Origin of the sequence: Vibrio pectenicida (genome assembly GCA_024347015.1) — a bacterium.
GTDB classification, from domain to species: Bacteria; Pseudomonadota; Gammaproteobacteria; order Enterobacterales; family Vibrionaceae; genus Vibrio; species Vibrio pectenicida.
This window is the reverse complement of the sequence record AP024889.1, coordinates 750,285-771,754: the sequence shown is the minus strand read 5'-3', so window position 1 is coordinate 771,754 and position 21,470 is coordinate 750,285. Positions and strand designations below refer to the sequence as shown.

The window sequence follows — 21,470 nt, the reverse complement described above, 5'->3', positions numbered from 1 at the left end:
TAAAATCTGTAGTCAATATGAAAAAAACAACGCTAATTAAATCCGTTTTTGCTTCTTCTATTGCGCTTTCTGCAACATTCGCATCTCCCTCGTTCGCCTCACCGATCGTCATGCCTGATGCACCGCAAATTGCAGCTAAAGGCTATGTTCTGATGGATTATCATTCAGGCAAAGTGCTTGCAGAACAAGAAATGAATACAAAACTATCACCAGCAAGTCTGACTAAAATGATGACTAGCTATGTCATTGGTCAAGAGTTGGAACAAGGAAATATATCTCCTGATGATGATGTTACAATAAGTAAAAATGCTTGGGCTAAAAATTTCCCTGACTCTTCAAAAATGTTCATTGAAGTGGGCACGACAGTCAAAGTAAACGACCTAAACCGTGGCATTATTATTCAGTCTGGTAATGATGCCAGTGTGGCAATGGCTGAACACATTGCAGGTTCAGAAGGTGCGTTTGTTGATTTAATGAACGCTTGGGCAGATAGCCTAGGTATGAAAGATACACATTTCGCTAATGTACACGGCTTAGATAACCCTAATTTATATTCCACACCTTACGATATGGCACTGCTGGGTCAAGCTCTGATCCGTGATGTTCCAGATGAATATCGTATTTACTCAGAGAAAAAGTACACCTATAACGGCATCACTCAGTATAACCGTAATGGCTTACTGTGGGATAAGAGCATGAATGTTGATGGGATAAAGACAGGCCACACCAACAGTGCAGGGTACAGCCTAGTCAGCTCAGCAACCGAAGGAAAAATGCGCTTAGTTGCTGTTGTGATGGGCACCAAAAACGCAAACGCGCGTAAATCAGAAAGCAAAAAACTACTAAGCTACGGCTTTCGCTTCTTTGAAACTGTTGCACCACATAAAGCAGGTGAAACCTTTGTCGAAGAAAAAATCTGGATGGGTGATAAGGACACCGTTGCTCTTGGCCTTGATCAAGACACCTATGTAACGCTTCCTCGTGGCCAAGCAAAAAATCTTCAAGCCAGTTTTGTTCTAGAAAAAGAACTTGAAGCACCAATTAAGAAAGGCGATGTTGTCGGTAAGCTATACTATCAGTTAGAAGGCGGAGATGTCGCTGAATACCCACTTCTTGCTCTCGAGAATGTAGACCAAGGAAGTTTATTCAGTCGTCTTTGGGACTATATCGTCATGTTGTTTAAGAGCATGTTTTAATCATCCCAGCTTCCATGATTTGAAAGCCGCATTTAGCGGCTTTCTTTGTTCTTGGGACCTGTTGAGATTTTAATTGAATAGCAGTACTATTTCGCGCTGGCTAAATGACATCCAATTTGGAGTTTAAAAATGTTGACTATTAACTCAGATGCAAAACTGAAAGATCTGCTTGAGTTTCCTTGTTCCTTTACCTACAAGGTAATGGGCTACGCTAAACCGGAATTGCCGGAAAAGGTGCTTGAAGTCATACAAAGACATGCTCCAGGTAGCTATAGCCCCAGTGTAAAACCCAGCGCTAAAGGGAATTACAACTCTGTTTCTATAACGATCACAGCAACATCGATTGAACAAGTAGAAGTTCTATATAAAGAGCTTGGCGAGATTGATATAGTTCGCATGGTTCTGTAAATTTATTTGGTTAAATCAATAAATTTCAAACCAGAGTTCATGATGCTTTATTTAAATATATCAGATAGATATAAATAACACTCTTCTTCAAATGGTTAAAAATATCTCTCTAATATATAGTTCCATAAACCGAACCAGTTTATAATCTGTAAACTTGATTAACTAACGATAGGATCGGGAATGCAAAACCAGCTTGTTGTAAAACGCTTGGGGCGGCAGGACTACGAGCCCATTTGGCGAGCAATGCATGACTTCACTGATACTCGCACGGAGGATACCAGTGATCAAGTATGGCTTGTTGAACACAACCCTGTCTTTACTCAAGGGCAAGCGGGCAAAGCAGAGCATTTAATCAACACTGGTGACATCCCTGTCGTTCAAAGCGATAGAGGTGGTCAGGTAACATACCATGGCCCAGGTCAATTAGTTGCTTATTTCCTAATTAACCTTCGTCGCAGAAAACTTGGCGTAAGAGAGCTCGTTACCTCTATTGAGACTCTCGTTATCAAAACATTAAAACATTACAATATAGAGTCAACAGCACGACCAGATGCACCAGGCGTCTATGTTAATGATAAGAAGATCTGCTCTTTGGGTCTAAGGATCCGCAAAGGCTGTTCATTTCATGGGTTAGCACTTAACGTGAATATGGATTTATCACCTTTTTTACGTATCAACCCATGTGGCTATGCGGGGATGGAAATGGTCCAAATGAGCCAACTTGGTGGGCCAAACGATCTTTCCCAAGTTGAAAAGACATTAGTCGAAGAGCTTGTCACTTTGCTGGGTTACGAGCAAATAGAATTTAGCACAGAAGCCTCTCCTACGCGATGAGAAGCAAAGAGAAGTAAAAAGCATGAGTAAACCAATCCAAATGGAAAAAGGCGTTAAATACCGTGACGCTGATAAGATGGCACTAATTCCAGTAAAGAATATGCCAACTGAAAAAAAAGAAATTCTACGCAAACCAGACTGGATGAAGATTAAACTGCCTGTTGACAGCCAGCGTATCCAAGAAATTAAATCTGCAATGCGTAAAAACAATCTTCATTCCGTTTGTGAAGAGGCATCTTGCCCTAACTTAGCGGAATGTTTTAACCATGGAACAGCAACTTTCATGATCCTTGGTGCCATCTGCACTCGCCGCTGTCCTTTTTGTGATGTTGCTCACGGGAGACCTGTTGCACCTGAAGAAAATGAGCCACAAAAGCTTGCCCAAACTATTTCAGATATGAAGTTGAAATATGTAGTAATTACATCAGTAGACCGCGATGATCTGCGTGATGGTGGCGCTAAACACTTTGCTGATTGCAACCGCGAGATTCGCGCAAAAAACCCCAGCATCCGTATCGAAACTTTAGTTCCTGACTTTAGGGGTCGTATGGACGTGGCACTTGAGCTGTTAAAAGACAACCCACCTGATGTTTTTAACCATAATCTTGAGACCGCCCCACGTTTATATCGTAAGGCGCGTCCAGGAGCTAATTACAAATGGTCATTACAACTTCTGCAAAAGTTTAAAGAACAACACCCTGACGTTCCAACCAAATCAGGCATTATGATGGGCCTTGGTGAAACAAAAGAAGAAATTATTGACGTTCTAAAGGATCTACGTACTCATGGTGTGACTATGTTAACCCTTGGTCAGTATCTTGCACCAAGCCGTCATCACCTTCCAGTAGAGCGTTATGTTCCACCATCTGAATTTGATGAACTGAAAGAAATTGCGCTTGAACTTGGCTTTACGCATGCAGCCTGTGGGCCATTTGTTCGCTCATCGTATCATGCAGATCTGCAAGCTCAAGGTATCGAAGTGACGTAATGTCGACTTTCGCATCGTTTAGAATGGCTAACCTATGGTCTTTTTTTCTCTGGGTTTCTTGATTGAGACACAACTCTTCTATAGGCTTAGCCGCAACAATATAAATAAAAGTATATCGACTAGGGAATGATTATGAAAAGATTCGGTTTTATCGCCGTCGCGTTGGCCACCCTGCTGGCAGGTTGTGCTTCTAATACACAGCAAGACAATTTTCGTGAGGCTTCTTTTGAGCTGTGTAACACTGAAGTCGATCTGTATTCTGTCAGTGATGATGGCCGCGTACGTATCGTTTGTGCCGATGGTTCAAAGTTCGCGCTAACGACGGAAGCGACCCTTGAAACCATGCGAGATATAAATATCGATTACTGTGATGGTGAAGGCTTAGGCAAGTTTAATGAAAGCCGTAAGTACTACTCATTTAAATGTAAATCAGGCACCTTACTCAGCATTGCAAAGTAAGCAAACCAGAAATCAAAAAAAGGGCCGATAACATATTATCGGCCCTTTTAATTTTACATCATTATCGTCGACAAAAGGACAAACAAGCCCCTTTAAAAAACCGATGATAGGCCGTCAAAGCCATCATGTTTGTCGCTAGGCATACACTGGCAGGCGTTTACAAATATCGAGCACCTTGGCTTTTGTTGCCGCGATCACGTCTTCGTTACCGATATTGTCCAACACATCACACATCCAGTTAGCAAGCTCTTTAGCGTCCACTTCAGTAAAGCCACGACGAGTAATAGCTGGCGATCCAATACGAATACCAGATGTTACAAACGGGCTGCGTGGGTCATTAGGTACCGAATTCTTGTTAACCGTAATATTGGCAGAGCCTAACGCTGCATCAGCATCTTTACCAGTAATATCTTTGTCAATCAAATCAACTAAAAACAGGTGATTTTCAGTGCCATTCGAGACAATTTTATACCCGCGCTCTTGGAACTGAGCAACCATTGCTTTGGCATTCTTAACCACACGTTCTTGGTAAGCAGTAAACTCAGGCTCAAGTGCTTCCTTGAAAGCAACTGCCTTACCCGCAATAACGTGCATTAGTGGGCCACCCTGGCCACCTGGAAATACCGCAGAATTGAGCTTCTTATTCATTTCCTCACCAGCATTGGACAGAATTAATCCACCACGAGGGCCTGCAAGTGTTTTATGGGTGGTTGTCGTCACGACATGGGCATGTGGGACAGGTGTAGGGTAAACACCGGCAGCAATAAGGCCAGCAACATGAGCCATATCAACAAATAAATAGGCTCCAACTTTATCGGCAATTTCACGCATACGTGCCCAATCAACAATTTGAGAGTAAGCTGAAAAACCACCAATGATCATCTTTGGTTTATGCTCTAATGCCAGTGATTCCATTTCATCGTAGTTAATCTGGCCTGCTTCATCAATACCATAAGGAATGATGTTATAATGCTTGCCGGAGAAGTTAACCGGTGAGCCATGAGTTAAATGACCACCATGGGCTAGACTCATTCCCAACACAGTGTCGCCAGGGTTAAGTAACGCCATATAAACAGCACTATTTGCTTGTGAACCAGAATGAGGCTGAACATTAGCATAGGTACAACCAAACAGTTGGCATGCGCGATCAATCGCTAAGGCTTCAGCTTTATCAACATACTCACAGCCACCGTAATAACGCTTACCGGGATACCCTTCGGCATACTTGTTAGTAAGTTGAGAACCTTGTGCTTCCATCACTCGTGGACTGGTATAATTCTCTGACGCAATAAGTTCTATATGCTCTTCTTGGCGACGAGTTTCTTCTTGGATAGCTGTGAATAATTCCGCATCATAATCTGCAATGTTCATATCACGCTTTAGCATCTATATCTCCTAACTCAGAGTTAAACTGAAATTAATAAAAATCTACGAATAACCTATTAATCTACGTGAACGAACCCACGCAAACGTTTGCATCGCGTTAATAGCGCGCATTTTACATAATTTGATGATAGCCATAAAGAGAAAATTATACTTTTTCTTGTAAAGGCTTTTCATGAAGTGCCGCAGAAGATGTCATTTATTGTTGCAAAAAAAAATCTATGGATAACAAAAGTGTCAATTTTTCTCTTTACAGATCGTAAAAAGATAATTACATAGGTTTACCTGAAATGTATCTACCAAGCTACCGAAATCGTTTTTTTTTCACTACCATGCCAGCCCTTATTAACTATTTTATTTTTATTCAATGGACAAACATTCACCCAAAGAAGACTGGATGGCGATTTTAACCGGCTCATTTCTTGTCGCACAAGGTATTTTCTTTCTTAAATCTGCCGAATTGTTAACCGGTGGTACAACAGGCTTAGCACTTTTGTTTAGTCAATTCGTACCGCTTTCTTTTGGAATAGTTTACTTCCTGACCAACTGTCCGTTTTATGTTCTTGCATGGCGTCGATTTGGTTCTCGATTTGCCACAAGTAGTATCATTTCAGGTGCTCTAGTGTCTGTACTGTCGGATCACCTTTACCTTGTAATCAGCCTAGAAACAATCAACAGCATGTACTGCGCTATAGCGGGAGGGCTGTTGATGGGGTTAGGTATGCTGATTTTATTCCGCCATTGCTCAAGCCTTGGCGGATTCAATGTACTTTGCTTATTTATACATGATAAATATGGAGTTTCTGCTGGCAAATCTCAGCTAGCCATTGACTGCTGTATTCTCATCACTTCGTGTTTTTTTGTTTCACTCACCAACATAGCTTTATCTATTCTAGGCGCTATTTTACTCAACATAGTTCTGATAATGAATCACAAACCTACCCGCTACTCTGTCAACTACGGATAGCATCAATTCACCTAGCTCCTTAGTAATAAGGAGCTAGGTGAAATTTAGTGTGAGCTGCGCGCTTTAACATCATGGCTAAGTTCCTTGTTTAATTCAGCTTCGACATACCCAGGCGATCGAGTTGATACTGAAATAAGTCGATACATTGCAGGAATAACAAACAAAGTAACTAAAGTCGCAAAGCCCATCCCAAAGAAAATAACACTCCCGACAGCCACTCGACTCTCATATCCAGCACCAGAAGAAAAGATCAGTGGTATCGCGCCAGCCAAGGTAGTGAAAGCCGTCATCATGATAGGTCGTAAGCGTCGAGCTGACGCATCAATAATCGCTTTTTCAAATGCAAAACCTCTGTCACGAAGCTGGTTAGCAAACTCGACAATTAAAATACCATTCTTGGTTACCATACCAATCAGCATTATCATGCCTATTTGGCTATATATGTTAAGCCCTTGCCCCATCACAAGCAGCCCTATAAAACCACCAAATATTCCCATGGGTACCGTAAACATCACAACTAGAGGGTTTATAAAACTCTCAAACTGCGCTGCTAATACTAGGTAGGCAACAAGCAAAGCTAAACCAAATACCAGTAAAATACTCGATTGATTCTCCTTGTAATCTTTAGATTCTCCGGCATAACTTACCGACACATCGCCTGGTAATATCTCAATAGCTTGTTGGTCTAAGTAGTCTAACGCCTCTCCTAGGGTATAGCCTTCTGACAAGTTGGCCGTTACTGTGATTGATTTTTGTTTATTGAAATGAGACAAGCGGATAGATGAAGCGACTTCTTCTATCTTAGTTACCGCATCTAAAGTGACTAACTCGCCAGAGCTGGTTCTTAAGTATATTTGACTAAAATCCGCTGCATTATTAAAACGGTTTTCATCGCCACGCAAATACACATCGTATTCTTCACCACGTTCAATAAAGGTCGTTTCACTTTTCCCTCCCAGCATAATTTCAAGCGTGTCAGAAATATCTGAGATACTGATACCTAGCTCAGCTGCGCGCTGTTTATCAACATTCACCACCAGCTCTGGTGTACGCTCTGAGTAATCAATATCAGCGCCTTCCATCATGGGAGAAGCTTCGGCAAGCTGCTCTATTTTCTCTGCCCAGACTTTTAGTTCTGAGTAGTCAGCTCCACCCAAAACAAACTGGACTGGTTCGCTTGAACCACCTCGAAAGCCTGGCATAAACGGGAATATCCGCACATCAGGAATTCCACTAAGCGATTGTTTTACTTTAGCTAAAGCTTGTAAAGCCGTAACATCACGATCATTCCAATCATCAAGTATCATGATAACAAATCCAGTCTGATCGCCAGCATTACCACCAAAAGCAGGTGACTGAATACTAAATGATTTGAGAAAGCCTCCTCCCAACATTGGCAGTAAACGTTGCTCAACGACCTCCATATTTGCCGCCATTCGGTTGTAGCTAGTTGCATCAGCCCCCCTGACAAAAGCAAACACAACTCCACGGTCTTCTGATGGGGCTAATTGAGAAGGAATTTGTTGCATTAGCCCCCAGCTCCCTGCTACACAAGCGAAGATAATAATAGGAGCAACCCAAGTCCACTTTAACGCCATTGAGAGTAGCTTTCGATAACCAGTTTCAAGACGAGAAAACAGACGATCAACACATTGGTTAAATCGATTTGGCTTCACATTCGCTTTTAATAGATGGCTACTCAGCACAGGAGTTAAAGTTAATGCAATGAGAGACGAAAAAATAACAGCCATAGCGAGCAAAACAGAGAACTCTGTAAACAATAATCCAACCATGCCATCCATAAAAGAGATCGGTAGAAAAACCATCACCAAAACCAATGTGGTTGCCACAACAGCAAATCCAACTTCTCGCGTTCCTTTATAAGCTGCTAGGAGCGGTTTCTCACCTCTTTCAATATGATGAAAGATGTTCTCTACCACCACGATAGCATCATCAACAACTAAACCAATGGATAAAATAAGTGCCATCAAAGTAATAAGGTTTACTGAAAAACCAAAGTAGTAAGCGGCAATAAAAGAAGAGATTAAAGCAACCGGAACGGTAACAGCAGGAATAAGGGTCGCCCTAACTTGGCCAATAAAAATATAAAGAACGAGAACAACTAAACCACCTGTGATAAATAAAGTGTTATAGACTTCTGTGATAGAGCGTTCTATAAATACTGTCGAGTCATAATCAATGGCAAGCCGAGTCCCCTCTGGTAAAAACTTCTGGATTTTTTCCACTTGATCGTGAACCCGCTCAGCCACATCAAGCGGGTTAGCGTCAGACTGCGGCACTATCCCCATGCTGACATTAACAATGCCATCACTTTTAAAAGTAGAGCTCTCATTTTCAGCACCAATAAACACATCAGCCACATCTTTGAGATATATTGGAGCATTATCGCTGGCTCGCTTTACCACCAAATATTCAAAGTCTTCAGCTGCGTTGTAGCTTCGCGCGGTGCGAACAGACATAACGATTTGGTCATTACGTACTTCCCCGCCTGGGCTCTCAATATTTTCATTATTAAGCGCAGTGGTTATATCGGCTGTTGTTACTCCACGCCCTGCCATTTCAGCTGGCTTTAGCCTGACGTACATTACTTTATAAAGACCGCCTGATATATCCACAGAACTCACACCCGAAATGAGACTGAACCTATCTAGAAGTACTCGATCAACGTAATCAGTTAACTGTGTCCGATCCATTTGAGAAGAACTCAAATTAATATATAAGGAGGCTTCACCAGAGCCATTGTTCTTATAGACAATCGGATCATCAGCTTCATCAGGTAAAGACCTCTGCGCTCTAGATACCGCATCTCTAACATCACTAACGCCAGTATTAAGATCATAACCAAGCTCAAAGGTAATCATGATTTGCGACATACTATTTCGTGTGGTTGACTCAATTTGATCAATCCCACTAATACCGGATAATTGATCCTCCAGCACTGACGTTATCTGACTTTCAATTATGGTTGCAGAGGAGCCTTCATATCGAGTACTGATAGAAACCACTGGGCTTTCAATATCAGGCATTTCGCGCACAGCGAGCTTATTAAATGAAACAATACCGAATACACATAGGAGCAAACTAAGTACGACCGCAGCAACAGGCCGTTTTACCGCGACATCAGATAACCACATTAGCCAGCTCCTTCCAGTAGAGCCTCATCTGACTGACTACTCTGATTAAGCTCAGTTACAGAAATCCCGTCACGCATATTAACTATACCTTGAACAACAATTTTATCGCCAATTGATACCCCTCGCTCTATGACAACCTGATTACCAATACGAGCACCCAAAAAGACTTGAGTTCGCTTAACCTTATTGTTCGCATCAACAAGGTACACGTAGCGTTTAGTGCCTGAATATTCAAGAGACTGTACTGCGATAATAGGAGCCTCTAAAGCAGTGAAAGCCATAGTTGCCGTCACTAACATACCAGGTTTAAGCTTACTTCTTGGATTTAGAAAGTGAATCCGTACTCGTAAGTTCAAGGTCTCCTGATTGATTCTCGAATCCACACCTACAACCTGTCCCCTGAATTCTTGGCCATTCCAAGCAGCCGTTGTCGCTATGACTTCCATTCCTTTAGAAATTTGTGATAGGTAACGTTCCGGCACTTGCAGATCAAGCTGCATCACCGATAGATCATCCAATGTAACTAACTCATCCCCTGCGGTGACTAACTTACCAAGACTAAAATCAATAAAACCGACGGTTCCTGAAAAAGGCGCTTTGATATGTAAGTCACTAAGGTCAGCCTTTGCAGCATCCAAGCGCGCCTCAGCGATGGCTACACTCGCTTTCTGGGCATCAATTTCGGTTTGTGTAATCGCACTACTTTTAGCCAACCGTTCAAATTCTTTGAGTTTACGTAGTTCATCATCAAGATAAGCATTCGCTTCCGCGATACTGGCCTTAACTTTATCGTCATCTAACTGAATAAGTAGCTGCTCTGTGTTAACTTGCTGATTAGCTTTTACGGCAATACTATTAACTCGACCAGTAACTTCAGAGGCAATAACCACGGATTGTTTGGCCTCAATTTTCCCCACTAAAGTTAATGATTGAGAGACTTGATGGCTTTGAACTTGTTCCGTCACTACGGTGACGGCTTGCTCTTGACCATTGCGAGCACAGGCCACTGACGTTATTGTTGCCAAAGACAACGAAACGATACTTAGAATAATTGTTTTTTTCATGATTAGGTTCTGTATCAAAAAGCTGCATATAGTTTACTTGGTAAACAGCATTAAAAACGTCAAGCTATGTAAAGAGAAAGAAATAAACTGTAAGTTCAGATTTTGGTGTATTTGGTTAAATTATCTTCCCTACCCACGGCAAGAACTCCACTCTTTATGCTGTTTGGAGTGATTTCAAACCTTCAACATCATCAAAATATACTCAATCAAGATGAGAAACCTTAGTGCTAGTTATGACTAAAGCGCCTACGCACTACTCACAAAAACACTAAGAGAATGAAATTTAAGAGAAAATAAACTTATCTTAACTGGATTAATACTAATTCCTTGCCTCTTTGCCCAAAAAGTCAGCATTCAATTCAAAATTACAAGAAAAGGCTTTACAGCTTTAACGAGTTTGCTATCATTCGGTCCTCGCTTGATTGATGCGCTGGGAAAACATCAATTAAGGATAAAAATACCCTGGAGGGGTTCCCGAGTGGCCAAAGGGATCAGACTGTAAATCTGCTGGCACTGCCTTCGATGGTTCGAATCCGTCTCCCTCCACCATATTTAACGCTTGATTGCTGTGTTGGGAAAACATCGATTAAGGATAAAAACACCCTGGAGGGGTTCCCGAGTGGCCAAAGGGATCAGACTGTAAATCTGCTGGCACTGCCTTCGATGGTTCGAATCCGTCCCCCTCCACCATATATAACGCTTGATTGCTGTGTTGGGAAAACATCAATTAAGGATAAAAACACCCTGGAGGGGTTCCCGAGTGGCCAAAGGGATCAGACTGTAAATCTGCTGGCACTGCCTTCGATGGTTCGAATCCGTCCCCCTCCACCATATTCAATATAACCAGCTCTCTTGAGCTGGTTTTTTTATATCTTTAATTCTCCCTCTCCCCAAAAAACAAAAAACCCTGCTAAGCAGGGCTAAAAGACAACACTAAAGGGGGTGTGTTTACTTTTCAAATAAGATAATTCGCGTTTCATACGGGCGCAGAACCTGAAGTAAAGGCACCTTCTCTGTCAAATCTACATAGTTGCCCAACAGGTATTTAGCTTTACTGATGTCACATTCTTCAGGAAGAAAGCATTGTGCTTCAACAGCGTAAAAATTATTTAAACAGATTAGGGTTTGGGTTTCATTCTGACGCTGGTAACCAAAGATCTGTTTATGCTGTGGGTAAAGATCTTGATAATTACCAGACGTAATCACGTCAACCTCTTTTCGCAGAGCAATCAAATTTTGGTAGAAATAAAATACCGAGTTATGGTCATCAACCGCCTGAGCCGCATTGATATTACAATAGTTATCTGCCACCTCAAGCCAAGGTTGAGATGTAGAAAACCCTGCGTATTGCTCTGCATTCCACTGCATTGGTGTACGTGAATTATCACGCGACTTCTGCGCTAAAATAGTCATCATTTCGTCGTTAGTGACACCATTGCGATTAACCATTATGTCATACATATTGGTGCTTTCAACATCGCGATACTGAGTAATAGAGGTATACCCAGGATTAGTCATTCCTATCTCTTCACCTTGGAAGATATAAGGTGTTCCCTGCATCATGTGAATAGAGGCTCCGAGCATCTTTGCGGACTCAATCCGATACTGCTCATCATCCCCAAAACGACTAACGACACGAGGCTGATCGTGGTTACACCAAAACAACGCCCCCCACCCTTGACCATTTAATCCAGTTTGCCAATGGTTGAAGATCTCTTTGAGCTGAATAAAATCAAACGGTGCATTTGTCCATTTATCACCATTAGGATAATCCACTTTAAGATGGTGAAAATTAAACACCATGGAAAGCTCTTGGTTATCAAGTGAAGAGTAACGTTGACAGTGCTCTAGAGAAGTTGAAGACATCTCTCCTACCGTAACACTGCCATATTTTCGAAACACAGCTTCACTTATCTCTTGCAAATATTCATGCACACGTGGGCCGTCTGTATAAAAGCGTCGTCCATCTCCTACCTCATCATTGGGATAGTTCTGTTGCTTAGAAATAAGGTTAATGACATCAAGACGAAATCCATCGACGCCTTTCTGTGCCCAAAAACTAATCACTTCCTTGACGGCCTGACGCACATCCGGGTTCTCCCAGTTAAGATCCGCTTGCTCTTTTGCAAAGAGGTGAAGGTAATACTGGCCTGTTTTACTATCTAGCTCCCAAGCACTACCACCAAACTTAGATAGCCAATTGTTAGGCACTTCATCGTCAACAGGATCTTTCCAGATATAATAATCACGGAAAGGACTATTTTTGTCTCCCAAAGCAGATTGAAACCAAGCATGCGCCGTAGAAGTATGATTGACAACAATATCCATGACAATACGAATGCCTCTCAGGCGAGCCTCAGTAACCAGTTGCTCGAAGTCTTGCATAGTGCCAAAGTCAGGGTTGATAGCGTAATAATCTGAAATATCGTAGCCGTTATCAATCATCGGAGACTGATATACAGGAGTGAGCCAAATTGCGTCAATTCCAAGTAACTTTAGGTAATCCAGCTTGGAAATTATTCCTTGAATGTCGCCAGTACCTTTATTACTACTGTCACAAAAACTTTTAGGATAAATCTGATATATAGAGGCCGTTTTCCACCAATGCTGATCAGGTGTGCTTAATGTCATTGTCTAATTCACTTACCAAAAAATAAAATCACAAAAAGGCCGAGTCGAAACCAAGAATATTGATCCTAAGTAAAGCTCCTCGGCCTGAACTGGTGCTAAACCTTTACAGGCTCTAACTCACCTTTTATTTGAGCACGTTTGTAGAAGAATAAAGTCAGAGCCGTAGGCACAATGATCGCGACTAAGATAGCGGCAGAGTAAATCCCCCAAAATTGTGGCTGAATAGAAAGAATACCAGGCAAGCCACCGACACCGATGCCATTTGCCATAACTCCTGCACTGCCACAAATTGCAGCCGCAATAGCACTACCAATCATTGCACTTAGCATAGGGAATTTGTATTTAAGATTAATACCGTACATTGCAGGCTCTGTTACCCCTAAATATGCAGATATCGCAGCAGGAACGGAAATATCGCGTTCACCATGTTTTTTGCTAATAATAATAATGCCGACAACAGCCGAGGCTTGAGCAATATTAGACAGGGCAATCAGTGGCCATATTGGTGTACCACCTAAATCTTGCATTAATTGCAGATCAACAGCATTAGTAGTGTGGTGAATACCAGTGATAACCAATGGCGCATACAAAAAACCAAATATAGTCGAACCGATGATGGCAAAATCCCCTGTCATGGCAGCTTTAGCAGCGAATGCCACACCATCACCCAATATACGTCCAAATGGACCAATCAAAGAATGTGCTAATACCACAGAAACAATGATCGAAACAAAAGGGACTACGACTAGATAGAGATAAGAAGGTACAATCCGCTTAAGATTAGTATCAATAAAGGCTAACGCTACCCCAGCTAACATCGCAGGTATCACCTGAGCCTGATAACCTACTTTTTCAATCGTAAACCAGCCAAAGTCCCATATTTCCGGCACTTGCTGACCTATCAGATATGCATTCATTAACTGTGGCGAAACTAAAGTCACACCAAGAGTTATACCCAAAATTGGCGTGCCGCCAAGTTTTTTAACGGTTGACCAACACACGCCAACTGGGAGGAAAAAGAAGATGGCTTCACCAATTAACCATAAAAAGCTATGAACTGTGGCCCAAAACTGACTGATTTGGGTCAAGGACTGGCCATCAAACATCTTGATGTCACCAATCACATTGCGAAAGCCTAGAATCAAACCACCGGTAATAATTGCTGGTAATAGCGGAACAAAAATTTCTGCAAGATGCGATATACCGCGCTCAAGAATGTTCATGTTCTGACGAGCAGCTAGCTTAGCTTCATCTTTTGATGCACTAGATTGACCAGAAAGCTCAGTTAGAACCTTATACACTTCATCAACATTAGTGCCGACAACGACCTGAAACTGACCAGCATTAGTAAAACACCCTTTAACTAAAGGTAGAGCTTCCAAGGCTTTGGTATCAGCCTTGCTGGTATCGTTTAATACAAAGCGAAGCCGAGTCAAACAATGGCTCACACTAGCAATATTATCTCGTCCACCCACATTCTCTATTAGATGCTCGACCTCTTGTCTTGAAATCTTGCTCATAGTCATATCCACCCTGAATTGGATTCTCATTTTGCTCAGCGCACTGCACCCCAAGCGATAAATTACAATTAAAATGGGAAGATTCCCAAGCTGAGTATAATACTGTCAAATCTATCTACAGATATAAATGGGAACGATCCCATTAATTGAATGAGATCACAGTATAATTTTAAACCATATAGAATAAGGAAATTAGTTTAGAATTGGACTTTGAGTAAGGTGAACTGGCTCAACCTCTTCATTAATGCAAGAAATCAGTAAGTTAGCAGCCTTCTCTCCAGCTTTCGCGTAACCTGGGTCAATACTAAATACATTAGGAAAAAGAAACGATAATAACTCACTACCTCCAACACCTGTAACCATGACATCTTCTCTGCCAAGTTCTTGAAGACGTTTGATTACGCCAAGTGCTAAAGTATCACTTGCGCAGCTAATCGCTTGAGTGTCCTTCACTAACACTTTATCAACCAACTTATAGGCGCTTTCAAGATTAAGCTGACCAGTCTGATAATTGGCTTGGCGTCCGTGTTCGTTGCACCAAGTTAGGTAGGCTTGCAAACGCAGCTTGCCAGTTGTTTGATCTAAGGGATCAACACCTATAAAAGCAATCTCTTGGGCCCCTTGACGACGTAAATGCTCTAGCGCTAAGCGAATCACACCATCATTATCATAATTAATTGATGAAGTCGCATTAGTATCCATAGCAATAACCACGGATTTTCTCTGCCAATTTGCCAGCCGTTCAACGTCAAAGTGACTAAAACCAAAGACAATCACACCATCGACATTACGTTTACCAAGCACCTCAAGATGCTCATTGGCTAAGCAGCGATTCAATTGGCTTTCCATAATGACAGCGTCATACCCATTACGGTACAACACCTGCAACATACTACCGACCGCTCTGTTTTCTGATGGAGAGTCTAAACGGGAAATAATCACCCCAACGACTTTCTGACTACCGCCACGCATAGCCTGCGCTGATTTAGAAGGGACATAACCTGACTCTTCAATAACACGCTCAACTTTTGCCCTAGTTGCAGGTTTCACTTTAGGATCATTAGTCAGAACACGAGATACGGTAGATTTTCCAACACCAGAAAGTGTTGCAATATCAACAATGGTCAGTTTTTTACTCATAATTCCTTATGGAAAATCAATCAGTTAAAACAGCTATATTTTACAACCCTTATAAACTTCAGATCCAACTTCTAAACGTGCATAATCGCCCTTTGTATGCAAAATGAGAGGATTGGCGGTAGATTCTGTATCACTTTTAAGAATGTATTTCGCCCCAGAGCCAGCAGGAACATGCATTAACGAATATTCTTCATTAGCCAACCTAAGTACTGCATTTTCATGATCTTCTGAAAATGCCACATCAAAGTGTTTATCTAATGGGCAGTAATAAGTCACATACTGGGAGCTACAACCTTGCAGTATGGTAGCTAACAAAGCGATGTTCAGTACTTTCAAATTCATCATTGTTTACCTAATAAAAGAGACCTAATTAAATCGCTGCTACATCGTGCCTTTATTGTGACAAATACTCCGGAACATCTTTGATGCTATCAAGCACAACAGATGCTAAAACTTGTCCTTGCTCAGTTACTGGTTTACCTGTACGAACCAATATACGCGTAGCAACTTCAGCAGCCTGTGCAGCCATCATATCTTCAGCCTTGTCGCCAACCATCACTGAATTGGCCATGTCGATATTGAGAAAATCACGTGCGGAAATAAACATACCTGGCTTGGGCTTTCTACAATCACAATTTTGTTGATATTTCCCTTGCCCATGTTCTACGTGATGAGGGCAATAATAAAAGCCGTCAAATTCAACCCCATTATCAACAAAGTTCCAATCCATCCACTGAGTAAGCGACAAAAAGCGTTCCTCGCTAAACTTTCCACGAGCGATACCAGATTGGTTAGTAACCAGTACCAGCATATAACCCATATCTTTGAGTTTTTTCGTTGCTTCAAACACACCTTCAATAAATTCAAAGTCATGCTCGTCGTGTACATAACCGTGATCGACATTAATGACGCCATCACGATCCAAAAAAACAGCAGGTTTTGGCAAAATTTACTTCTCTATATTTACTATTTATTACTCGCCTTTCAGGATTACATTTTGCTTGAAAGGCCTACACATGCTTAAATTATTACACGCTTTATTTCATTCAGCACTATCTAATTCCTCTTCGGTTAGATGAAAAAAGGCATTTAGACGTCTAGACGTAAAAATTTCTATTGACAGGTTTCGTATGAAGCCATAGCATCTGTTATCTATACGACATAGTGTCAAACACTCTACTATTCACTGGGGGTTGCTAGCTTTCAAGCATCATTGATGTTCAAAGCGTTAGCTGGCCTTAACCTGTTCTCGGATTTCTCGATGATTGAAATAAATCAAGTAAACAAGGTATTTCTGCAAGGAAGCAAAGAGATACATGCTCTCAAGGATATTAACCTTGATATACCTCAGGGAACCATATTTGGTGTGATTGGTTCATCAGGAGCAGGGAAAAGTACGCTGATTCGTTGCGTAAATATGTTGGAAGCACCAACGAGTGGTTCGATTATTGTCGATGGTATAGATCTAACAAGGTTATCTAAATCACAACTTAGTGAAACCCGTCGTAATATAGGCATGATTTTCCAGCATTTTAACCTGCTGTCATCTCGTACTGTTTTTGATAATGTGGCTTTGCCTCTCGAACTTGCTGGAAAAGAAAAAACACATGCCCAACACAAGGTGACGGAACTACTTAACCTTGTCGGTCTGTCTGATAAACACGAGAGCTACCCTTCGAATTTAAGCGGTGGACAAAAGCAACGTGTTGCTATTGCAAGGGCGTTAGCATGCGATCCTAAAGTCTTACTGTGTGATGAAGCCACCAGCGCTCTTGATCCTGCTACCACTAAATCAATTCTTGAACTGCTAAAAGAAATCAACCGTAAGCTCAACATCACTATTCTTCTTATCACACATGAAATGGACGTGGTGAAAAGCATCTGCCATGAAGTCGCAATTATAGGTGGTGGCGAGCTAGTTGAAAGTGGCTCAGTAGGTGACATCTTTGCTCACCCTAAAACTGAGCTCGCCCATGAATTTATTCGCTCAACGCTCGATTTATCTATCCCTGATGATTATCAGGCACGCCTTCAACCCACACGAGTAGAGGGTAGTTATCCGTTAGTACGCCTTGAATTTACTGGAGCAACGGTTGACGCACCAGTGATGAGTCAAATTGCACGCAAGTTTAATATTGACGTCAGTATTCTTAGTTCTGATCTCGATTACGCTGGCGGCGTTAAATTCGGCATGATGGTCGCAGAGCTCTTTGGGAGTGAAAATGATGACAACGGTGCGATTGAATTTTTGCGTGAACATAATGTAAAAGTAGAGGTACTCGGTTATGTCCTTTGACGTTCTTTCACAGTGGTTACATCTCAATAGCCAACTTTTAATCAACGCAACTTGGGAAACTCTATATATGGTGGCAGTTGCAGGTATAGTGGGCTTCGCTGTCGGCATCCCTTTAGGGGTTATTCTACATACCACTAAAAAAGATGGCTTGCTGGAAAACACCAAGCTGAACCGTTTATTGGGTGCAATCGTTAATGTTGGCCGCTCGGTTCCCTTTCTGGTGTTAATGGTCGCCATCATTCCAGTCACTAAAATTCTAGTGGGTACTTTTATTGGCACAACTGCCGCCATTGTCCCGCTCACCATTGGAGCCATTCCGTTTGTTGCTCGCCTGATTGAAAGTGCTTTACTCGAAGTTCCAACTGGTTTAGTAGAAGCCGCACAATCTATGGGCGCAACACCTCTACAAATCATCACTAAAGTTTTATTGCCTGAAGCGCTACCCACTATAGTTAACTCAGTTACTATTACGCTTGTCACTTTGGTTAGTTACTCAGCAATGGCAGGCACCGTCGGTGGCGGTGGACTGGGTGATGTAGCCATTCGCTATGGTTTTCACCGCTATGATGTGGTGATCATGGCGGTAACAGTCGTGATGTTAATTGTTTTAGTACAAATTATTCAATCGATCGGCGATGCCCTTGTGCGCCGAGTCGATCATAGATAACAATATTTGAATTGAAGTTAAGGAGAAAGTCATGAAATTTGGATTTAAAGGCCTGCTCGCTACAGCCCTAGCCACTTCTGCTCTAGTGTTAGCAGGGTGTGGTGACAAACAAACCGATACAAACAAAGTTAAAGTGGGTGTGATGGCTGGCTCTGAAGCACAAGTCGCTGAAGTGGCTGCTAAAGTAGCAAAAGAGAAATACGGCCTTGATGTTGAACTTGTCACCTTTACCGATTACGTCACACCAAATGCAGCATTAGATGACGGTTCAATTGATATCAATGCATTTCAGCACAAACCTTACCTAGATCAACAGATCAAAGATCGTGAATACAAGCTCGCTATTGCTGGCAATACCTTTGTCTACCCAATTGCAGGCTACTCAAAGAAAATAAAATCTGTCGATGAAATCATTAAAGGCGATCGTATTGCTGTACCAAACGATCCTACCAACCTTGGCCGTTCACTCATATTGCTAGAACAACAAGGGATCATAAAACTACGTGAAGATGTGGGTCTACTGGCTACCGTGCGTGATATTAGCGAAAATCCAAAAAATGTCTCAATAGTTGAACTAGATGCCGCTCAGCTTCCACGTTCTTTAGATGATGTTGCACTCTCTGTAATCAACACAACTTATGCCAGCTCTATCAACCTTACTCCAGAAAAAGACGGTATATTTGTTGAAGATAAAGAGTCACCATACGTAAACATCATCGTGGCACGCGAAGATAATGTTAATGCCGAAAAAGTACAAAACTTCATCAAATCTTACCAAACTGAAGAAGTCTATAGCGCCGCTTATAAGATTTTCCAAGGTGGGATAGTAAAAGGTTGGTAAGCCAGTGTAAAAATTACTAACCGCAGATATCGGCACAAAAAAGAAGGGAGCATTAGCTCCCTTCTTTAATACACTTATTTAGTGCCAAAGATCTTATCACCAGCATCACCTAAACCAGGTACGATATAACCTTTATCATTGAGTTTCTCATCGATGGCCGCAGTGTAAAGCTCAACATCTGGATGGACCTTTTTAAGAGCTTCAATTCCCTCAGGGGCCGCCACCAATACTAATACCTTAATTTGGCTACAACCTTTGTCCTTAAGTAAATCAATGGTGGCTATCATTGACCCTCCAGTTGCCAACATAGGATCAACGACCAAGGCAATTCTCTCGTCAATGTGTGAAGCGAGTTTGTTAAAGTAAGGTACAGGTTCAAGCGTTTCTTCATCACGATAAATACCAACAACACTGATACGAGCACTTGGCACATGCTCTAACACGCCATCCATCATTCCTAGCCCGGCGCGTAAAATCGGCACGACAGTAACTTTCTTACCTTTGATCTGGTCGACTTCAACAGGTCCATTCCAACCTTCAATAGTCACTTTTTCCATTGCAAAATCAGAAGTTGCTTCATATGTCAGCAGACTGCCCACTTCCGTTGCCAACTCACGAAAACGCTTTGTACTGATATCACCTTCTCTCATCAAACCAATTTTGTGCTTAACCAGAGGGTGTTTTACTTCAACAACTTTCATTTCCATCTCCGAGTATTTAGGTAAAATTTTAACAAACTTGCTGATTATAAATGATTTCGTAGTGTAATTCTTGAGTTAGAACAAAAGAAAAACCCACGCAAACGTTTGCCATATAGTGTTGTCCACTGTTAGAATAGCGTCGATTTCATATCCAATATTTAAACTGAGGACTTGCTTGTGAGTGCTGATAACACTTCTCTTAGCTATAAAGACGCTGGCGTAGATATCGATGCTGGTAACGCTCTAGTTGACCGTATCAAAGGCGCCGTTAAACGTACTCGCCGCCCTGAAGTGATGGGGGGCCTTGGGGGGTTTGGTGCTCTGTGTGAATTACCGACTAAATACAAGCAACCAGTACTTGTTTCAGGCACCGACGGGGTTGGGACAAAACTACGTCTTGCACTGGATATGAACAAACATGACACTATCGGCATCGATCTTGTCGCTATGTGCGTCAATGATCTAATAGTTCAAGGTGCTGAACCTTTATTTTTCCTCGATTACTATGCAACAGGCAAACTTGATATTGATACCGCTGCAGATGTAGTTTCTGGTATTGCAGAAGGCTGTGTCCAATCTGGGTGTGCTTTGATCGGTGGTGAAACTGCTGAAATGCCCGGTATGTACGAAGGTGAAGACTACGATGTGGCGGGGTTTTGCGTTGGTGTAGTTGAAAAAGCCGACATTATTGACGGTACTAAAGTCGCTGCTGGTGATGCGCTTATTGCCGTTGGTTCAAGTGGTCCACACTCAAACGGCTACTCCCTAATACGTAAAATACTTGAAGTATCTGGTGCCGAGACTAACCAAGAGCTTGAAGGCCGAACCATAGGTGAGCATTTATTAGAACCGACAAAGATCTACATCAAATCTGCGCTTAAAATGATCGAAAAACATGACATCCATGCTATTTCACACATTACTGGTGGCGGTTTCTGGGAGAATATCCCTCGCGTTCTTCCAAATGGCACCAAAGCAGTCATTGATGGTAACAGCTGGCAATGGCCAAGTATCTTCGGCTGGTTACAAGAAAAAGGCAATGTGACCACTCATGAAATGTATCGCACCTTCAACTGTGGTGTTGGTTTAATCGTAGCTCTACCTAAAAGCCAAGCTCAAGCCGCGGTTGAACTCCTTGAAGCTGAAGGCGAGAAAGCATGGATCATTGGTGATATTGCCAATGCTGATGCAGGTGAAGAACAAGTTGAGATCAAATAAAC

Annotated in this window: 19 protein-coding genes and 3 tRNA genes; 13 read left to right on the top strand and 9 right to left on the bottom strand. The window is 42.0% G+C overall.

Annotated features, from left to right (window positions below):
- Positions 1-17: 17 nt before the first annotated feature.
- From OCV27_RS03595 to OCV27_RS03575, 5 genes are all read left to right on the top strand, one after another.
- The gene (locus tag OCV27_RS03595; protein WP_125320459.1) at positions 18-1,196 is read left to right on the top strand and encodes a serine hydrolase; all 1,179 of its coding nucleotides are present in this window, start codon (positions 18-20) and stop codon (positions 1,194-1,196) included.
- Between the two features lie 129 nt (positions 1,197-1,325).
- Positions 1,326-1,604, top strand: coding sequence for a DUF493 family protein YbeD (ybeD, locus tag OCV27_RS03590; protein ID WP_125320460.1), 279 nt, complete (start codon positions 1,326-1,328; stop codon positions 1,602-1,604).
- A 180-nt stretch (positions 1,605-1,784) separates the two neighbouring features.
- Entirely contained in the window at positions 1,785-2,438 is a 654-nt protein-coding gene (gene lipB / locus OCV27_RS03585) for a lipoyl(octanoyl) transferase LipB (RefSeq protein WP_125320461.1), read from the top strand.
- A gap of 22 nt (positions 2,439-2,460) precedes the next feature.
- On the top strand, positions 2,461-3,426 hold the full coding sequence (gene lipA, locus OCV27_RS03580; RefSeq protein ID WP_125320462.1) for a lipoyl synthase: 966 nt from the start codon (positions 2,461-2,463) through the stop codon (positions 3,424-3,426).
- Between the two features lie 132 nt (positions 3,427-3,558).
- On the top strand, positions 3,559-3,885 hold the full coding sequence (locus OCV27_RS03575; protein ID WP_076586575.1) for a hypothetical protein: 327 nt from the start codon (positions 3,559-3,561) through the stop codon (positions 3,883-3,885).
- A 135-nt stretch (positions 3,886-4,020) separates the two neighbouring features.
- Here the strand turns inward: OCV27_RS03575 and glyA are convergent, their stop codons facing one another.
- The gene (gene glyA, locus OCV27_RS03570; protein WP_125320463.1) at positions 4,021-5,271 is read right to left on the bottom strand and encodes a serine hydroxymethyltransferase; all 1,251 of its coding nucleotides are present in this window, start codon (positions 5,269-5,271) and stop codon (positions 4,021-4,023) included.
- Positions 5,272-5,635: 364 nt separating this feature from the next.
- Here glyA and OCV27_RS03565 point away from each other — a divergent pair, with 364 nt between their 5' ends.
- A complete protein-coding gene (locus OCV27_RS03565; protein WP_125320464.1) occupies positions 5,636-6,235 on the top strand; it encodes a DUF6198 family protein in 600 nt (199 codons plus the stop codon).
- Positions 6,236-6,279: 44 nt separating this feature from the next.
- Here the strand turns inward: OCV27_RS03565 and vexH are convergent, their stop codons facing one another.
- A complete protein-coding gene (gene vexH, locus OCV27_RS03560; RefSeq protein ID WP_125320465.1) occupies positions 6,280-9,390 on the bottom strand; it encodes a vibriobactin export RND transporter permease subunit VexH in 3,111 nt (1,036 codons plus the stop codon).
- Entirely contained in the window at positions 9,390-10,454 is a 1,065-nt protein-coding gene (locus OCV27_RS03555; protein ID WP_125320466.1) for an efflux RND transporter periplasmic adaptor subunit, read from the bottom strand. Before OCV27_RS03555 ends, vexH begins: the two co-directional genes overlap by 1 nt.
- 464 nt (positions 10,455-10,918) lie before the next feature.
- On the opposite strand from OCV27_RS03555, the gene OCV27_RS03550 reads away from it, so the two are divergent.
- The 3 genes from OCV27_RS03550 to OCV27_RS03540 all read left to right on the top strand — a co-directional run bounded on the left by OCV27_RS03550 (position 10,919) and on the right by OCV27_RS03540 (position 11,285).
- Positions 10,919-11,003 (top strand) — tRNA-Tyr (locus OCV27_RS03550).
- Between the two features lie 56 nt (positions 11,004-11,059).
- Positions 11,060-11,144, top strand: a tRNA-Tyr gene (locus tag OCV27_RS03545).
- A gap of 56 nt (positions 11,145-11,200) precedes the next feature.
- A tRNA-Tyr gene (locus OCV27_RS03540) sits at positions 11,201-11,285 on the top strand.
- A gap of 117 nt (positions 11,286-11,402) precedes the next feature.
- Here OCV27_RS03540 and treC read toward each other — a convergent pair.
- The 5 genes from treC to gmhB form a co-directional block, all read right to left on the bottom strand.
- Positions 11,403-13,085: an alpha,alpha-phosphotrehalase gene (gene treC, locus OCV27_RS03535; RefSeq protein ID WP_125320467.1), complete on the bottom strand. Its 1,683-nt coding sequence runs from the start codon at positions 13,083-13,085 to the stop codon at positions 11,403-11,405.
- A gap of 95 nt (positions 13,086-13,180) precedes the next feature.
- The gene (gene treB, locus OCV27_RS03530; RefSeq protein WP_125320468.1) at positions 13,181-14,605 is read right to left on the bottom strand and encodes a PTS trehalose transporter subunit IIBC; all 1,425 of its coding nucleotides are present in this window, start codon (positions 14,603-14,605) and stop codon (positions 13,181-13,183) included.
- A gap of 192 nt (positions 14,606-14,797) precedes the next feature.
- Positions 14,798-15,745, bottom strand: a complete 948-nt coding sequence (gene treR / locus OCV27_RS03525) for a trehalose operon repressor TreR (RefSeq protein WP_125320469.1) — start codon at positions 15,743-15,745, stop codon at positions 14,798-14,800.
- Between the two features lie 33 nt (positions 15,746-15,778).
- Complete coding sequence (locus tag OCV27_RS03520) at positions 15,779-16,090, bottom strand: MliC family protein (RefSeq protein ID WP_245986683.1); 312 nt, start codon at positions 16,088-16,090, stop codon at positions 15,779-15,781.
- Between the two features lie 49 nt (positions 16,091-16,139).
- A complete protein-coding gene (gene gmhB, locus OCV27_RS03515; RefSeq protein WP_125320470.1) occupies positions 16,140-16,691 on the bottom strand; it encodes a D-glycero-beta-D-manno-heptose 1,7-bisphosphate 7-phosphatase in 552 nt (183 codons plus the stop codon).
- A 315-nt stretch (positions 16,692-17,006) separates the two neighbouring features.
- Between gmhB and metN the strand changes: the two genes are divergently transcribed.
- From metN to OCV27_RS03500, 3 genes are read left to right on the top strand one after another with little or no spacing between them, the layout of a single operon-like run.
- Positions 17,007-18,041 carry a methionine ABC transporter ATP-binding protein MetN gene (gene metN, locus OCV27_RS03510; RefSeq protein ID WP_125320479.1) on the top strand — a complete coding sequence of 345 codons (1,035 nt, stop codon included), beginning with the start codon at positions 17,007-17,009 and terminating at the stop codon, positions 18,039-18,041.
- Complete coding sequence (locus OCV27_RS03505) at positions 18,031-18,708, top strand: methionine ABC transporter permease (RefSeq protein WP_125320471.1); 678 nt, start codon at positions 18,031-18,033, stop codon at positions 18,706-18,708. Before metN ends, OCV27_RS03505 begins: the two co-directional genes overlap by 11 nt.
- Positions 18,709-18,739: 31 nt before the next feature.
- On the top strand, positions 18,740-19,549 hold the full coding sequence (locus tag OCV27_RS03500) for a MetQ/NlpA family lipoprotein (RefSeq protein ID WP_125320472.1): 810 nt from the start codon (positions 18,740-18,742) through the stop codon (positions 19,547-19,549).
- A 74-nt stretch (positions 19,550-19,623) separates the two neighbouring features.
- On the opposite strand, the gene upp is transcribed toward OCV27_RS03500, so the two are convergent.
- Positions 19,624-20,250 (bottom strand): uracil phosphoribosyltransferase, encoded by a 627-nt coding sequence (gene upp / locus OCV27_RS03495; protein ID WP_171359631.1) that lies wholly within the window; start codon positions 20,248-20,250, stop codon positions 19,624-19,626.
- A gap of 177 nt (positions 20,251-20,427) precedes the next feature.
- On the opposite strand from upp, the gene purM reads away from it, so the two are divergent.
- A complete protein-coding gene (gene purM, locus OCV27_RS03490; protein ID WP_125320474.1) occupies positions 20,428-21,468 on the top strand; it encodes a phosphoribosylformylglycinamidine cyclo-ligase in 1,041 nt (346 codons plus the stop codon).
- Positions 21,469-21,470: the final 2 nt, after the last annotated feature.

Bases quoted from the DNA above. Each gene is read 5' to 3' on its own strand.
- OCV27_RS03595 (WP_125320459.1), top strand. From the start codon at position 18: ATGAAAAAAACAACGCTAATTAAATCCGTTTTTGCTTCTTCTATTGCG.
- ybeD (WP_125320460.1), top strand. From the start codon at position 1,326: ATGTTGACTATTAACTCAGATGCAAAACTGAAAGATCTGCTTGAGTTT.
- lipB (WP_125320461.1), top strand. From the start codon at position 1,785: ATGCAAAACCAGCTTGTTGTAAAACGCTTGGGGCGGCAGGACTACGAG.
- lipA (WP_125320462.1), top strand. From the start codon at position 2,461: ATGAGTAAACCAATCCAAATGGAAAAAGGCGTTAAATACCGTGACGCT.
- OCV27_RS03575 (WP_076586575.1), top strand. From the start codon at position 3,559: ATGAAAAGATTCGGTTTTATCGCCGTCGCGTTGGCCACCCTGCTGGCA.
- glyA (WP_125320463.1), bottom strand. From the start codon at position 5,271: ATGCTAAAGCGTGATATGAACATTGCAGATTATGATGCGGAATTATTC.
- OCV27_RS03565 (WP_125320464.1), top strand. From the start codon at position 5,636: ATGGACAAACATTCACCCAAAGAAGACTGGATGGCGATTTTAACCGGC.
- vexH (WP_125320465.1), bottom strand. From the start codon at position 9,390: ATGTGGTTATCTGATGTCGCGGTAAAACGGCCTGTTGCTGCGGTCGTA.
- OCV27_RS03555 (WP_125320466.1), bottom strand. From the start codon at position 10,454: ATGAAAAAAACAATTATTCTAAGTATCGTTTCGTTGTCTTTGGCAACA.
- treC (WP_125320467.1), bottom strand. From the start codon at position 13,085: ATGACATTAAGCACACCTGATCAGCATTGGTGGAAAACGGCCTCTATA.
- treB (WP_125320468.1), bottom strand. From the start codon at position 14,605: ATGAGCAAGATTTCAAGACAAGAGGTCGAGCATCTAATAGAGAATGTG.
- treR (WP_125320469.1), bottom strand. From the start codon at position 15,745: ATGAGTAAAAAACTGACCATTGTTGATATTGCAACACTTTCTGGTGTT.
- OCV27_RS03520 (WP_245986683.1), bottom strand. From the start codon at position 16,090: ATGATGAATTTGAAAGTACTGAACATCGCTTTGTTAGCTACCATACTG.
- metN (WP_125320479.1), top strand. From the start codon at position 17,007: ATGATTGAAATAAATCAAGTAAACAAGGTATTTCTGCAAGGAAGCAAA.
- OCV27_RS03505 (WP_125320471.1), top strand. From the start codon at position 18,031: ATGTCCTTTGACGTTCTTTCACAGTGGTTACATCTCAATAGCCAACTT.
- OCV27_RS03500 (WP_125320472.1), top strand. From the start codon at position 18,740: ATGAAATTTGGATTTAAAGGCCTGCTCGCTACAGCCCTAGCCACTTCT.
- upp (WP_171359631.1), bottom strand. From the start codon at position 20,250: ATGAAAGTTGTTGAAGTAAAACACCCTCTGGTTAAGCACAAAATTGGT.